The organism is Achromobacter pestifer (assembly GCF_902859625.1).
Taxonomy (GTDB): Bacteria; Pseudomonadota; Gammaproteobacteria; order Burkholderiales; family Burkholderiaceae_B; genus Achromobacter; species Achromobacter pestifer.
This window is the reverse complement of sequence record NZ_CADIJX010000006.1, coordinates 25,757-39,519: the sequence shown is the minus strand read 5'-3', so window position 1 is coordinate 39,519 and position 13,763 is coordinate 25,757. Positions and strand designations below refer to the sequence as shown.

The 13,763-nt window shown below is 63.6% G+C and carries 11 protein-coding genes; 4 read left to right on the top strand and 7 right to left on the bottom strand.

Going from position 1 to position 13,763, the window contains the following annotated elements; translation table 11 throughout:
- Window positions 1-110 precede the first annotated feature (110 nt).
- Both trxA and rho read left to right on the top strand, forming a co-directional pair.
- A complete protein-coding gene (gene trxA, locus HV753_RS22060; protein ID WP_175176727.1) occupies window positions 111-437 on the top strand; it encodes a thioredoxin TrxA in 327 nt (108 codons plus the stop codon).
- A 116-nt stretch (window positions 438-553) separates the two neighbouring features.
- On the top strand, window positions 554-1,813 hold the full coding sequence (gene rho, locus HV753_RS22055; RefSeq protein ID WP_006218533.1) for a transcription termination factor Rho: 1,260 nt from the start codon (window positions 554-556) through the stop codon (window positions 1,811-1,813).
- Window positions 1,814-1,887: 74 nt separating this feature from the next.
- Here the strand turns inward: rho and HV753_RS22050 are convergent, their stop codons facing one another.
- The gene (locus HV753_RS22050; protein WP_175176726.1) at window positions 1,888-5,535 is read right to left on the bottom strand and encodes a YhdP family protein; all 3,648 of its coding nucleotides are present in this window, start codon (window positions 5,533-5,535) and stop codon (window positions 1,888-1,890) included.
- A gap of 102 nt (window positions 5,536-5,637) precedes the next feature.
- Here HV753_RS22050 and glnE point away from each other — a divergent pair, with 102 nt between their 5' ends.
- Both glnE and HV753_RS22040 read left to right on the top strand, forming a co-directional pair.
- Window positions 5,638-8,436, top strand: coding sequence for a bifunctional [glutamate--ammonia ligase]-adenylyl-L-tyrosine phosphorylase/[glutamate--ammonia-ligase] adenylyltransferase (glnE, locus tag HV753_RS22045; RefSeq protein ID WP_175176725.1), 2,799 nt, complete (start codon window positions 5,638-5,640; stop codon window positions 8,434-8,436).
- Window positions 8,437-8,466: 30 nt separating this feature from the next.
- Window positions 8,467-9,156: an epoxyqueuosine reductase QueH gene (locus tag HV753_RS22040; protein WP_175176724.1), complete on the top strand. Its 690-nt coding sequence runs from the start codon at window positions 8,467-8,469 to the stop codon at window positions 9,154-9,156.
- 33 nt (window positions 9,157-9,189) lie between these two features.
- Here HV753_RS22040 and HV753_RS22035 read toward each other — a convergent pair whose 3' ends face one another.
- The 6 genes from HV753_RS22035 to HV753_RS22010 form a co-directional block, all read right to left on the bottom strand.
- Entirely contained in the window at window positions 9,190-10,143 is a 954-nt protein-coding gene (locus tag HV753_RS22035; RefSeq protein WP_175176723.1) for an AraC-like ligand-binding domain-containing protein, read from the bottom strand.
- Window positions 10,144-10,293: 150 nt separating this feature from the next.
- Complete coding sequence (locus HV753_RS22030) at window positions 10,294-10,824, bottom strand: c-type cytochrome (protein WP_425485918.1); 531 nt, start codon at window positions 10,822-10,824, stop codon at window positions 10,294-10,296.
- On the bottom strand, window positions 10,821-11,360 hold the full coding sequence (locus tag HV753_RS22025; RefSeq protein ID WP_175176722.1) for a methylamine dehydrogenase light chain: 540 nt from the start codon (window positions 11,358-11,360) through the stop codon (window positions 10,821-10,823). Before HV753_RS22025 ends, HV753_RS22030 begins: the two co-directional genes overlap by 4 nt.
- The gene (mauD, locus tag HV753_RS22020; RefSeq protein ID WP_175176721.1) at window positions 11,344-11,982 is read right to left on the bottom strand and encodes a methylamine dehydrogenase accessory protein MauD; all 639 of its coding nucleotides are present in this window, start codon (window positions 11,980-11,982) and stop codon (window positions 11,344-11,346) included. The genes HV753_RS22025 and mauD overlap by 17 nt, the downstream gene beginning before the upstream one ends.
- Before the next feature lie 11 nt (window positions 11,983-11,993).
- Entirely contained in the window at window positions 11,994-12,563 is a 570-nt protein-coding gene (locus HV753_RS22015; RefSeq protein WP_175176720.1) for a MauE/DoxX family redox-associated membrane protein, read from the bottom strand.
- A complete protein-coding gene (locus HV753_RS22010; RefSeq protein WP_175176719.1) occupies window positions 12,560-13,753 on the bottom strand; it encodes an amine dehydrogenase large subunit in 1,194 nt (397 codons plus the stop codon). Before HV753_RS22010 ends, HV753_RS22015 begins: the two co-directional genes overlap by 4 nt.
- Window positions 13,754-13,763: the final 10 nt, after the last annotated feature.

Sequence of the window (13,763 nt, the reverse complement as noted above, 5' to 3'; positions counted from 1 at the left end):
TGCCTGTTGTTAATGACAGTGGTATGCTTTAATCCATTCCACAGACAAGAACAACGGCAAGGCGCGTCCCTTTTTACGCGCCTTTTGCTGCCGAACCGAGAATCACCATCATGAGCGACCAAATCAAGAACGTCAGTGACGCAAGCTTCGATTCCGATGTGTTGAAATCTGGCCAGCCGGTGCTGGTGGACTACTGGGCCGCCTGGTGTGGCCCCTGCAAGATGATTGCGCCGATCCTGGAAGAAGTCGCCACCGAATACGCTGGCCGCCTGACGATCGCAAAGCTGAACGTGGATGAAAACCAAGGTACCGCCACCAAATATGGCATCCGTGGCATCCCGACCCTTATGCTCTTTAAAGACGGCCAAGCTGCCGCCACCAAAGTTGGCGCGCTGTCGAAGTCGCAACTCACTGCATTCCTGGACGGCGCGTTGTAAACTGCGTGCTGTGAACGAAGGCGCCGCCCCGGAGGCGGCGCTCATTCAATACCGCGCGAGCCCGTCCGTGGCACGCCGCCAGAGCCCTCCTCTACTCTTCCCCCACATTCACCGCGATGCACCTCAACGAACTGAAGGCGCTGCATGTCTCGCAGCTGCTGGAAATGGCCGCTGGCCTGGAAATCGAGAACGCCAACCGCCTGCGCAAGCAGGAATTGATGTTCGCCATCATGAAACGGCGCGCCAAGCAAGGCGAGCAGATCTTTGGCGACGGCGTCCTGGAAGTCCTGCCTGACGGCTTCGGTTTCCTGCGCTCGCCCGAGACCTCGTATCTGGCCAGCACGGACGATATCTACATCTCGCCGTCGCAGATCCGCCGTTTCAACCTGCACACCGGCGACTCGATCGAAGGTGAAGTCCGCACGCCGAAAGACGGCGAGCGCTACTTCGCCCTGGTCAAGGTGGACAAGGTCAACGGCGTGGCGCCCGAAGCGATCAAGCATCGCATCATGTTCGAGAACTTGACGCCCCTGCACCCGAACCGGACGATGCGTCTGGAACGGGACATCAAGAGCGAAGAGAACCTCACCGGCCGTATCCTGGACGTTTTCGCCCCGATCGGCATGGGTCAACGCGGCTTGATCGTCGCCAGCCCCAAGTCCGGCAAGACGGTGATGATGCAGCATATTGCGCACGCCATCACCACCAACTACCCCGATGCGGTCATGATCGTCCTGCTGGTCGATGAACGCCCCGAGGAAGTGACCGAAATGCAACGCACGGTGCGTGGCGAAGTGGTGGCGTCGACCTTCGACGAACCCGCTACCCGTCACGTGCAAGTGGCCGAAATGGTCATCGAAAAGGCCAAGCGCCTGGTCGAAATGAAGAAAGACGTCGTGATCCTGCTGGACTCGATCACCCGTCTGGCCCGCGCCTACAACACCGTGGTGCCGGCCTCTGGCAAGGTGCTGACGGGCGGTGTGGACGCCAACGCCCTGCAACGTCCCAAGCGCTTCTTCGGCGCGGCCCGTAACCTGGAAGAAGGCGGTTCGCTGACCATCCTGGGCACGGCGCTGATCGAAACCGGCAGCCGCATGGACGAAGTCATCTACGAAGAATTCAAGGGTACGGGTAACTCCGAAGTTCACCTTGAACGTCGTCTGGCTGAAAAGCGCGTCTACCCGTCGATCAACCTGAACAAGTCGGGCACCCGCCGCGAAGAACTGCTGATCGCGCCGGACCTGCTGCAAAAGGTTTGGGTGCTGCGCAAGTTCATCCACGACATGGACGAAGTGCAATCCATGGAATTCATCCTGGACAAGATGCGCGCCACCAAGACCAACGCCGAATTCTTCGACATGATGAAGAAGAAGTAAGACGCTTCGTCTTGCTCACCCCTGAAAACCGCCCTGCCAGCAGGGCGGTTTTTTCATGGGCGCCGGCGCCTGGATCAATGCTCGATGAATTCGGGCCATTTGTTGAGCAGTGGAGCATCCATGGGCCGCGGCGTCTGCTTGTCGGGGACCTTGCCTGACCCGTCGATGGGCTCGATCCGAGGATCGTCCCAATTGCCAGTCACGGAATACTCCATGGTCATCGCGCGCGCAAGCGGCTGCTTCAGCAGCCACTGCGTGACGAATGCGCCCAGGCCGATCAACGGATTCACGGCCAACGCCGTCACCATGGCGGCGCCGCTGGCATCCAGATTGGGGATCACCACAGCCTTCAAATCCCAGCGTTCGCGGATGATGTTGACCCCACCCGCCAGAACGATGGTGGCCACGGGACCGTTGATTTTGTAGCCTTCCGTGGACATCAGGCCGTCCGCCATTTTCACGTGCCCGCGGATGGTGTCGAACGGAAAACCGTCGCGCAACAAATTGGTCGGATTCACGTCCAGCCGGGCCAGGCGTTGCAACGATTGCAGTGACAGCAGTTCCAGCAATCGCGCCGTGCGCGAATTCACGTGCATGAAGCGGCCCTTGTCCAGACTGATATCCACTTCGCCCGCCACGTCGGCGATGTTGTGGGTCCACGGCAGATTGCGCCATGTGGCCTTGCCCTGGGCCGATCCTTCACCGCCCGACACCATGCCCTCGAAACCGATCCGGGTCATGAACTTTCCCAAATCGACGAATTTGGCCGTCGCATCGACCGTCAGCCCTCGATCGGGCCCTTCCAACCGCCAACTGCCCGTGGCATTCAGACTGGCGGCGTCGTTGATGATCGACAGCTTATCCAGGCGCCACTGGCGGCCGCGCTCCAGGTTGGTGCCGACCACCTGAAGTTCGCCCACGTTCTTGCCGTACAGCAGGAATTCCTTGGCTTGCAGGTCGATCGCCGGGATATCCGACAGGTCATTGCCGGACGCCAGGGCTTTGTCGGCCTCATTGGTGTCGTCGGCACCGCCGAACGACAGGTGTTTCAGGCGGGCCGTAATCCTGCCCGCGATCGCGCCAGAGGCCTCCTTCCATTCCAACGACCCCGCCGCCTGCCGCGACTCAAGATCCACCCGCCACTGCGCCGGCCCCGGGCGAGTCGCATACAGCGTCAGATCGTTCAGCGTATAGCCACTGGTGCGCAGCAAGCCGGTAGCCAGGCTGATGCGCTCGGGCTCGGGGAAAACCGGCTTGGATGCCGCCTTCTTTGCCCCGCCCTTGCCCGGCGGCGTGTCGAACCCACTCAATACGGTGTCCCAGCCGTCCAGATCCAATTCCGGCAGGCTGGCATTCAGGCTCATCCCGCGATCCGGCAAGCTGGCCGGACGGCCGATGCCCAGCGCGCCCCGAGCGAAGTAGGACGGCGCGGCATCGCCGGGATCGCGCTCGAACAGCGCGTTGACGTTGTCGCCCAGGCTGGCCGTCAACCAGCGCCGGTCCTTCGTGCCACGGTCTTGCGCCGCCCCCCATTGCAGTTTCAGCAACTGGGAGGCCGACGCCGCCTTTCCGACAGGCGCCGGCATATCGATCGCCATGCCCGCCAGATCGGATTCCATCGATATTTCGACCGAACCGCCCTTCTGGTATCCCACGCGGCCCTTGTAGGCGGCCCGCCCGGTAAAGCGCGACATGGACGGCGCATTGCTCAGTTGCGACAAGCCCGCCCCCGCAAGCGTACCGTCGAAATGCAAGGCATCCGAACTTTGCGCCAGCGTGCCGTAGATCTTGACCGGCCCGCCCAGGAACTGCGCGCGAAGCTCCTTGGCCTGCACGCCTTTTTCCGAGAATTCCAGATCGCCGTGCATCTGGCTCAGCAACGGCATTTCGGGCATGAAGCTGAAGGTGTTGTCCGCGAACATGATGCGCCCCTGGACCTGGGTATCATCGGTATTCAGCAAGGGGACTTTCAGCTTCAGCGGCATGCGCCAGTCACCGGTGCCGCGCGCCTCGTCCAGCGCGCCGTCCAGCAGCCCCCCCAGCGGGGAATTCGCCGCCATCGCCAGATAGGCCGGGACGGGGCCCGAAGTCTCGCCATCGACCTGCAATTGCGCCCCGTGTTCCATGTCGGGAATCGTTGCCGTCACGGGACCCAGGTTGACCGTCTGCCCCGGCCCGGTATGCGCCAGCGCGCCGCCGGGACTGTCCAACGTCAAACTCACCTTGTCGATGCGAAAACTGCCCGACAGGTTCTCCAGCATGGGCCAACCCTTGCGGTGCGTGCGCGCCGGGGCGTAATCGACCTTGGCGCCGGCATAGGCGCCAGCAATGACAAATTCGCCAGCGACTCCCGGCGCGCTGAAGGGGAAGTCATCCAGATCCCCTTTCAGCGTGATGGCGGCCGAACGCATCTCGCCTGCCGGCAGGCCAATGGCCAACCATTCGCGAGCATCCGCATTGACCTCAAGAGGCAGGTAGCGATGTATGGCCGGCATCGCACCGCGCACCATCGTGCCCCGCATATCCACACTGCCCGCCGCCGTCTTGCCTTCGCGCTGCCACTGGCCTTGCAAGCGCACATCCAGGTCATCGTTGACCACATGCAGCTGGGCCACATCCACGAACCAGTTCTGGGCATCCGCTCCCTTGATCTGAGCGTCCAGGGCCAATTCACGTGCGACCAGGGTGGGCTCCTCGAACACGCCAGGCAAGGTGACGCGCAGTTGCTGCACCGCCCCCTTGATCGATCCTTGCGCCGCGCCCGAACTGCGCGCCAGCGGCATGCCATCGATCTGCATGAAATCACCGGGCACGGCCTGTAGACGGAATTGTGCGGAACCGCCGCGTACCGCCGGGCCGTCCTTGGCCGCCATCCAGTCCACGCCCTTGATGGCGACGTCCGACGTCAGCTCGGTGAATTTTCCCCGATCCAATTGCAGCCATGCCCGGCCCGCGATGCGTCCCGAAATTTGCGGCACCTGGGCCCAGGGTGACCAGGCCAGCGGCTCGACGTCAGCCAGCTCGGCGTAGAGTTGTCCGCTCCAGTTTGCCGGGTTGGCGGCACTGGCGGCGAACAGGCTGCGGTGGAACTCTCCGCGTAGCTCCGCTTTGCTAGCCAATGCCTGGCCGGCGGAAGCCCGCAACACGAAACGGTGCGACAAGCTGCCGTTGCGCATCAAGAAATCGACGCCATTCAATGTGAGCGCGGGCGCTTGGCGCAAGTCGTCCTGCCAGACGACGGTTGCGTCGTGAATCAACAATTCCCGTTGGGCGACCAGCCACCGCAATGCCGGGTGATTCACGTCTGAGCGATGGTCGCTGGTGTTCAGGTCGATGCTCTGCCCGGCCACCAGCAAATGGTTGGAGGGATCTCGCCGCAGCGTCAGCTCAGGCTTTTCCACCTGCAAGCGCACCAACGTGGGCGACAGCGCCAGGATGCTGCGCCAAGCCAACACGGCCGAGACCGACGGCAGCGTCAATACGGGCGCCGCCTCATCGTCAAAGACCTGGACGGAGACGAGATCGAGCCTGGGGTTTAGCCCTTGCCAATTGGCCTGGATACCGCCGATCGTAACTCGGGCGCCCAACGCCTGGCTGGCGTAGGCTTCTATCTGGGGGCGCCATTGGTCCACACGCGGCAGAACCCAGTAACGCACGCCCAGTAACCCGATGGCCACTACGCCATATACGGTCAGCGCGGCCCAGTACAGGCAGCGGAGCACTTTTTTTGAAACAGACACGGATCGGTGGGCAGGAGAATATGTCTTGCGGTATCGTCCCCACTTATACCTGAAACGCGCCCATTCGTCTGCCGCCCTTACGCCATGTCATCGTCTCCTATGCTTGCTCCCGCCCTTGCCTGGTCCGGTCACTTGCGCCGCCGCCTGGATGCCCATCCCGACATGGCTGCCTGGCTGGCGGATGCCGTGCAACAACCGGTCACGCCAGCCCGGATGGCGCAATGGCAGTCGGAACTGGCCGGCCCCGATGCGCCCGCCACGCTGCCGGTGGATGTCTGCCGCATGGTGTTGCGCAAGCTGCGCGAGCGCGTATTCAGCGCGCTGATCGTGCGCGACCTGGTGGGCCAGGCAGACCTGGAAGAAGTGGTCGGTGCGATGACCACGCTTGCCGACATGGCGGTGGCCGCGGCCTATCGCAGCGTGGCGACGGATCTGGCCGCCGTGCATGGCGTGCCGCGCGATCCCGCCACCGGCAAGCCGCAGGAAATGCTGATCGTCGGCATGGGCAAGCTGGGCGGATGCGAACTGAATGTGTCCTCCGATATCGACCTGATCATGCTGTACGGCGAGGAAGGCGAAACGGACGGCCCACGCCGCATCAGCCACCATGAGTTCTACGGGCGCCTGACGCGGCGCATGATGCCCGTGCTGTCCGAGGTGGACGCCAACGGCCAGGTGTTCCGCACCGACCTGCGCCTGCGCCCCGATGGCGACGCCGGCCCTCTGGCCTGGAGCCTGGACGCGCTTGAACACTATCTGATCGGCCAAGGCCGCGAATGGGAGCGCTACGCCTGGCTGAAAGCCCGGCTGATGCCTGCCCAGGCGTTTGAAGGCAGCGACAGCGCGCCGCAGGCCCGGCAGTTGGAAAGCCTGCGCGTGCCCTTCGTCTATCGCAAATATTTCGATTTTGACGCGCTGGCCGCGCTGCGCGCCCTGCGCGAGCGTATCCGCCAGGACTGGCAGCGGCGGGCCATGGCGCGCAATGGCATCGACAGCGCCAACAACATCAAGCTGGGCGACGGCGGCATCCGCGAGATCGAGTTCGTGGTGCAGCTCGCCCAGTTGATCCGTGGCGGCCGCATGCCCGCGCTGCAAAAGCGCGGCCTGCTGGAGGCTCTGCATGCCGAGCAACTGGCGGGCCTGGTGCCAGAAGAAGATGCTCAACGGCTCGAGGCAGCCTACCGCTACCTGCGCCGCACCGAGCACGCCTTGCAATACCGTGAAGATGAACAGACCCATCTGCTGCCTGGCGATCCGGCCCAACGCGCTGCCCTGGGCACCGCCCTGGGCATGAGCCCGGACGACTTTGAAAGCACGCTTGCCGCGCACCGCAAGTTCGTCTCGCAGACGTTCCGCAACGTGTTCCGCATGGTGGGCATGGGCGACGCCGAGGATACGGGCACGCCCGCAGAAGACACCGACGACGCCCCCGACAACGAATGCGAGCTCGCCGAACAGATCCGGCAGGCCTTCGGCGACGAAGCACAAGACCTGCTGCGCCGCACCGAAACGCTGCTGAGCAGCCATCGCGTGCGCAGCCTGCCTGAAAGCAGCCGCCGCCGCATGGAGACCTTGCTGCCTGCGGCGCTACGCGCTGCGCGCCAGACGCCGGCGCCGCTGGACGCCGCCGTCCGCCTGTTCGACCTGATCGAAAAAATCGCCCAGCGCAGCGCCTATCTGGCGCTGCTGGCCGAATACCCGGACACGCTGGCGCGCGTGGCGCGCATGGTCGCTGCCAGCCCCTGGGCCGCGCAGTACCTGACCCAGCATCCGTTGCTGCTGGACAGCCTGATTGACTGGCGCACGCTGTTCGAGCCGCTGGACTTCACACAGATTGCCCGGCAACTGACCGCCGATCTGGACGCCTGCCGGCTGCCCGACGGCGCCCCCGACGTCGAACGCCAGATGAACCTGATGCGTGACGTGCAACGTCAGGCCAGCTTCCAATTGCTGGCGCAGGATCTGGAGGGCGAACTCACCGTGGAGAAGCTGGCGGATCAGTTGTCCGCGCTTGCCGATCTGCTGCTGACCGAGACCATCCGCCGCGCCTGGCCGCTGGTGAACAAGATACCGGATGCCGCGCCCCGCTTCGCCGTCATCGCGTACGGCAAGCTGGGCGGCAAAGAACTGGGCTATGCCTCGGACCTGGATCTGGTCTTCCTGTTCGACGACCCCCGTGAGGATGCGGCCGAGGTCTATGCGAAACTCGGCCGCCGCATGACATCCTGGCTATCAACCATGACGTCGTCAGGCCGGCTGTACGAGGTGGACCTGCGCCTTCGGCCGGACGGCGACGCCGGGCTGCTGGCCGTATCGGTGGAAGCCTTCGACGAATATCAAAACAAGCACGCCTGGGCCTGGGAACACCAGGCACTGACCCGTGCGCGCCACGCCGCAGGCGACGCGGACGTGGGCGCCCGCTTTGAACAGATCCGCGAGTCCATCCTGGTGCATCCCCGTGACCCGGCGGCGCTGCGCAAGGAAGTGCTGGCGATGCGGGAAAAGATCAACGCCGGCCACCCGAACACCAGCCAGAAGTTCGATCTGAAACATGATCGAGGCGGCATGGTCGACGTGGAATTCGTCACCCAATACCTGGTGCTGTGCTACGCGGGCACCCATTCGGTCCTGGTGCGCAACCTGGGCAACATCACGCTGTTGCGGCTGGCCAGCGAGGCCGGCCTGATTGCGCCCGAGCTCGCCACGCGCGCCGCCGACGCCTATCGCGTCTTGCGGCGCGTGCAGCATCAGCTGCGCATGCAGGGCGTGGAGAAAGCCCGCGTGGGGCCGGAGCAACTGGTGGCCGAGCGCGCGGCGGTGCGCGAGCTATGGGACGCCGTGCTGGGCGAAGAACCCGGCGCTGGGCAACTCGCGGTAAAATAAGGGGTTTTCCGCCTTTTTTGCCAGCAAGCCATGTCTGAACTCGTCCGCCCTGAACTGATTCGCCCCACGCTCGACCTGCCTGCCGGCCGCAGCAAGGTGCTGATGCACTCATGCTGCGCGCCCTGTTCGGGCGAAGTCATGGAAGCCATGACGGCGTCTGGCATCGACTACGCGATCTACTTCTATAACCCGAACATCCATCCGGTCAAAGAGTACGAGATCCGCAAGCAGGAAAACATCCGCTTCGCCGAACAGCACGGCATTGAATTCATCGATGCCGATTACGACATGGACAACTGGTTCGACCGCGTGAAGGGCATGGAAAACGCGCCCGAACGCGGCGAGCGTTGCACGGCGTGCTTCGACATGCGTTTTGAGCGCACCGCGCTGTATGCGCACGAGCACGGCTTCGACACCATCACCAGCTCCCTGGGCATTTCACGCTGGAAGGACATGAATCAGATCAACGGCTGCGGCGAACGCGCTGCCGCCCGGTACGACGATCTGATTTACTGGACCTACAACTGGCGCAAAGGCGGCGGCTCTGCCCGCATGATCGAAATCAGCAAGCGCGAGAACTTCTATCAGCAAGAATATTGCGGCTGCGTCTATTCCCTGCGCGACACCAACCGCCACCGCCGCTCGCAAGGCCGCGAGCGCATTCACATCGGCGTGAAGTTCTACGGCAAGGAAGATCTGATCAACGAAGAACTGCTCTGATGTCAGAGCAGTTCTGATCCTGCGCGGGGCGCGCTATCGGGGCTGTCGCCGGTACTCCGATGGCGACGCGCCATAGCGCTTGCGGAATGCGTGACTGAAACGCGCCGCATCTGAAAAACCAAACCGGTACGCGATATCTCCGATTTGCCGCACGGACTGGCTTGCATCGCACAGCGCGTCCCGGCTGCGTTCCAGCCTGGCGCTGAGGATGAAATCAGCAGGCGTGGTTGCCGCCAACGCGAACAGGTTGTACAGATAGCGCCGCGACATCCGGAAAGCCGACGCCGCTGACGCTGGCGACAAGGCCGGATCATGCAGGTTTTCAAGAATGTGCTGCTGGACCCGGCGCAATTGAGCCTGCTTCAAGCCCGCCTGATCCTGCTCGGCCTGCCCCCCAGCCCGTTCGCTGATGTCCAGCCCCATCATCTGCAACACCGCATTGGCCGCATCGCGAGCCGCGCTTTCTGACAGGTGAGCCTGTTCACCCAGCGCTACGCGCAGCAAGTCCATGGCCATGCGGCCACAGCCATGCCGGCCGCTGAAATTGCGGGCCACCGCGTTCTGCATGTGTGGCTGCCAGGCGTCGGACTGCTTGCCGGGCACCTGCATCACCAGGAAATGTGCGCCATCATCCACGTCGACCTCGTAGGGCCGGGTGGTGTCGTAAATGCTCCATTCCCCCGGCATCAGCAAGGCGGTGCGGTTGGATTGGCGGATCTCACTGCGGCCCGCCAATTGCAGCGTGACTTTATACCCGGCGTCTTCTGAGCGGGCCGCCAGTAGTTTGCTGCGGCGAACGCGCTGCGCGCTGCTGTGAAGTTCGCTGATCTGCATCCAGCCCAGGCTGCCGACAGCCACGCTGTTGCGAAAACGCGAGGGGAATACGGCAGATACTTCCAGGGGCACAAAGGTGCTGCTGATGCTTTCCTGCCAGCTGGCGCAATCCAGAAAGTGCCTGGGTGCGCTGTGCAAAAGGGATAATGACATGGCGACTCCGGCGTCTCGAAACGGCGTGCCTGTTGTGCCGTGGACACCCCGCCCGGCGGCACTGCTACAGCGTTGAATGGGAATGCTGCCTCTTTCTAGCACTGCACGCCTGGGCCGAGTATCCGTGACAACCCCTAAGTGCCTGGCGGACTAGGGTTTTCTGTCACTGCCATACGAATAATCAGACAGCGTGAAGCCCATCGATGAGAGCCTTTCCGCCAGATCATGGCGCACGGGCACCACATCGTCGTACCGATTCGGCCGCGCCACCGCGACTTCCCGCTCGGTATAGGGCTTGAAGTCCTTTGGCAATTGCGCCGCGCTGAATTCGCCCAGCACCCAGTTCAGCACCGCGGCAAGCTCGGCATTGCTCAGTTGCGAATGCGCGGCCCCCGGCACGCGGATCAAGTATTCGCGGCCCGCCGGCAGATGCACGAACGCACCGACCGATTGGCGGAAATCCGGTATGCCATGCGGACTGCTGCCACGGCCGTCCACGCGGTGGCAGCCCGCGCATTGCAGGACGTAGTCGGCGCGCACGGCTTGCCGCAGACGCTCCGCGTCAGCGGCGGCGGCGGGCGGCGTGCCATCGGCCGCTGTCGCCCGCATCGCGCACAGCAGCATGGCGGCGGCAACGCTGCCGCGCCACCCTGCTGTCGGCCGTCGCCCCCAAGACGTCATGGCTTCGGTGCCGCCTTGGGCTGCAACTGGGGTTTGGCCAGTCCCACGATCACCGAGGTCGTGCAGTGGAAAATTGACGACTCGTTGGACATGCACCAGTTCACGTCGTTATGCAGGAACATCTGGTAGCCCGGACGTTCACGTTCGGCCGCCGCACACATGCACTTGCCGCAGGCCGTCTTGCCGCAGCAGTCGTTGTAGCTGATCAGATAGTCCTTGCCGTCCAACGGGTTATGGCAAGTGCCAACCCACGACACCGCCGATGGGGACGTGCCCGGCGGGCATGACGTCATGCTGCCCCCGCAGCAGGAACAAAGGAATCCGTCCACGGCGCAGTAGCGCCAGTAGTCGCATGCCGTATCGTCCATCTGCGGCTTTTTCCCTGCCGCCGGAGCTGACCGCGCGACCGGCAGCACGGGCACCAGAAAGGCGGTTCCGACCAATATCTTGCCGATGCGGTTGAGGACGCTGCGGCGAGACGTGGCGTGAGCAACGGAGCGCGTGGCGCGCTCACCCAATTTATCCAGCCAGTGCATTGCTGCTCTCCTTGCGAGAAATCCGGGTCTCGTCCAGCGTGCCTGCGGCCAGGAAATCCTGCACCGACGCCACGCCCAGCTCCTTGGCCGTGAACAGGCTTTCCAGTTGTTCGCGGGAGTTGATCAGGCCCTTGGCGCGCAAGATGCCTGATTCGTCCATCAGCACGGCGTACGGCAGCTTGCTGATCTGGAACTTCATGCCCAGTTCGGTGGACAACAGGTAGGGGAAGCGCTCCAGTCCGGCCTGCTTGTAGAACGCCAGATGTTCGGGCATTTCGCCGTCACTGGCCAGCACGATGCGCAGCCAGGCGTTTTCGGTGCTGGCGACGGATTTCAGGATGGGCAGCAGCTTCTTGCATACCGGGCAGGTGGGCGACAGAAAGAACAACAGCTGGCTATGCTGCCCACGCTCGCCGATGGTGATGCGGCGTCCCAGCAGATCAGGTAAATCGAAACGCGGCGCGGCCTCGCCCACGGCAGGCCCCTTATCCATCGTCAGTGCCCCCATGGGCGCCACCCGCTCGTACAGCACACCGATCTGCCGCGACAGGGCCAGGATGACCAGCACCAGGCACAGCACCACGCCCCACAGCAAGAAATTGGAAATGATCAAGGCATCCATATGAAACTCCTTCAAAGATTCCGCAGCTTGAGATGCGAGGCCAACAAATGATTGGCGGTGAAGTACAGGCCCACGGCGGTCATCGCCAAGCCGAAGACAGCGGCGGCATCCGCCCATTGGAGGCTGCGCGATTGGCCTGCCGCCGCAACCAGCGCAGGCGCCGTCCATAGCGCCAGCACCGCATTGCGCGCCACCAGCCACCAAGACAATCCGCCACCGTGTGCACCGTCACGCCCCTGGGAGGCCGGACCCCGGGAGGCCGGACCCCCACAACCACAATCGATGTCGCGATGCCCGCGCGCCAGATTGAACGCCAACCCCATCGTTGCCACCATCAGCACCAGCAAGGCAAGCAACGCGCCCGACGCTTGGCCGGACGGCATGAGCAGCAGAACGCCCGCCGTGATTTCGGCCAAGGCATACCCCCACGCGAAGGCCCCACCCCACCCTGAAGGCAGGATGTCATAGGCCGCAACGGCGCGGGAGAATTCCGCCATGTCCTTCAGTTTTTCAAGTGCGCCCAATAGCAGCACGCAGGCCAATGCAGCGCTGGCGCCATAGAGCAGGACCGGATCATTCATCGCGAACCTCCCATGGGTTGCGGCTCGACTTGCAGCGCGGTTTCGCCCGCAGCCTGGATGGTGGTCTTGAACACGGGCGCTGCCGGCGTGGCGTCATAGACATTGACGTTGCCGCCGTCGATGGTGAACAAGCGCGGCTTGTCGTCTTGCGAGACCGACATCGACAGGGCGTTCTTGCCGGGTACCCGCGCCAGGCGCTTGTGCGTGGCCAGGTCGTACACCCAGATCTCGGCGGCCGGGGTCTTGTGCGTGCCTTCCGCGCCATTCGGGTGCATGCCGACGTACAGCCGCTTCGACGCCTGGTTGATCGCCAGCAGGTTGTAGCCGCCGGGCCGCCAGCCGCGATCTTTGCCCGAGGCGTCCAACAGTGACCATGGCGTGCCGAAGCCGACTTCCTTGCCGCTGAAGTCCGCGCTGTAGACATTGCCGTTGTAGGACACGAAGTAGAAGGTGTCGCCCAAGTTCTCGGTGTGCGTGAAGATAGGGTCCTTCTCAAGCTCGAACATCGGTTTGCTGCGCTGCTGGCTTGCAGGCTTGCCCGCCGCATCCAGGTCTATGGTCAGCAGCGCGCCGTCGCCGCAGATGGTGGCGAAGCTGCGTGGCCGCGAGGGCAGCGGTATGACGCTCCAGCACCCGGCAGCCGCGGTGATCTCGTCAGCGAACTGGCGGGTCTTCAGGTCCACCACCGTGACAGACGTAGCCGGGGTGGCGTTCTGCACGAACAGCAGATCGCCGTCCGTGCTTTGGCGCAGATAGTTGCGGTAGTTCAGCGCCTGGGCGCGCTTCTGCGGGATCGGCACTTCGTACTTGGGCGTCAGTGTTTCGGCGTCCCAGGCCTCGATCACGTCGGTGCGCTTGCCCCGGTTGAGCCGTTCGTAATAGGTCGTCATGACATAGATGTCGCGGCCATCCGCGGAGACCGTCATGTGGCCATTGAACGACGTAGGCACCAGCCCCAGGAATTTCCCGGAATCGCCGTCGTAGATGTTGACCCGGCTATCGACCAGGTGGTTGAAGGCCGCGTCCATGACATACAAGCGGTGCGGCGTGGCCGGAGGAAGGCGGGTCCCTCCTTTCAGTTCTTCCACGGGCAAGTCCGCCCAGGCGGGGCCCATGGCGCTTGCCAAGGCAGCGCATAGCACCCACCGTCTGGCCCGCGATGCGCGTGATGTGGCTCTAAGCGCAATCATCGATATTCTC

Bases quoted from the DNA above. Each gene is read 5' to 3' on its own strand.
- HV753_RS22010 (WP_175176719.1), bottom strand. From the start codon at position 13,753: ATGATTGCGCTTAGAGCCACATCACGCGCATCGCGGGCCAGACGGTGG.
- HV753_RS22035 (WP_175176723.1), bottom strand. From the start codon at position 10,143: ATGTCATTATCCCTTTTGCACAGCGCACCCAGGCACTTTCTGGATTGC.
- trxA (WP_175176727.1), top strand. From the start codon at position 111: ATGAGCGACCAAATCAAGAACGTCAGTGACGCAAGCTTCGATTCCGAT.
- mauD (WP_175176721.1), bottom strand. From the start codon at position 11,982: ATGGATGCCTTGATCATTTCCAATTTCTTGCTGTGGGGCGTGGTGCTG.
- glnE (WP_175176725.1), top strand. From the start codon at position 5,638: ATGTCATCGTCTCCTATGCTTGCTCCCGCCCTTGCCTGGTCCGGTCAC.
- HV753_RS22015 (WP_175176720.1), bottom strand. From the start codon at position 12,563: ATGAATGATCCGGTCCTGCTCTATGGCGCCAGCGCTGCATTGGCCTGC.
- HV753_RS22030 (WP_425485918.1), bottom strand. From the start codon at position 10,824: ATGACGTCTTGGGGGCGACGGCCGACAGCAGGGTGGCGCGGCAGCGTT.
- HV753_RS22025 (WP_175176722.1), bottom strand. From the start codon at position 11,360: ATGCACTGGCTGGATAAATTGGGTGAGCGCGCCACGCGCTCCGTTGCT.
- HV753_RS22040 (WP_175176724.1), top strand. From the start codon at position 8,467: ATGTCTGAACTCGTCCGCCCTGAACTGATTCGCCCCACGCTCGACCTG.
- rho (WP_006218533.1), top strand. From the start codon at position 554: ATGCACCTCAACGAACTGAAGGCGCTGCATGTCTCGCAGCTGCTGGAA.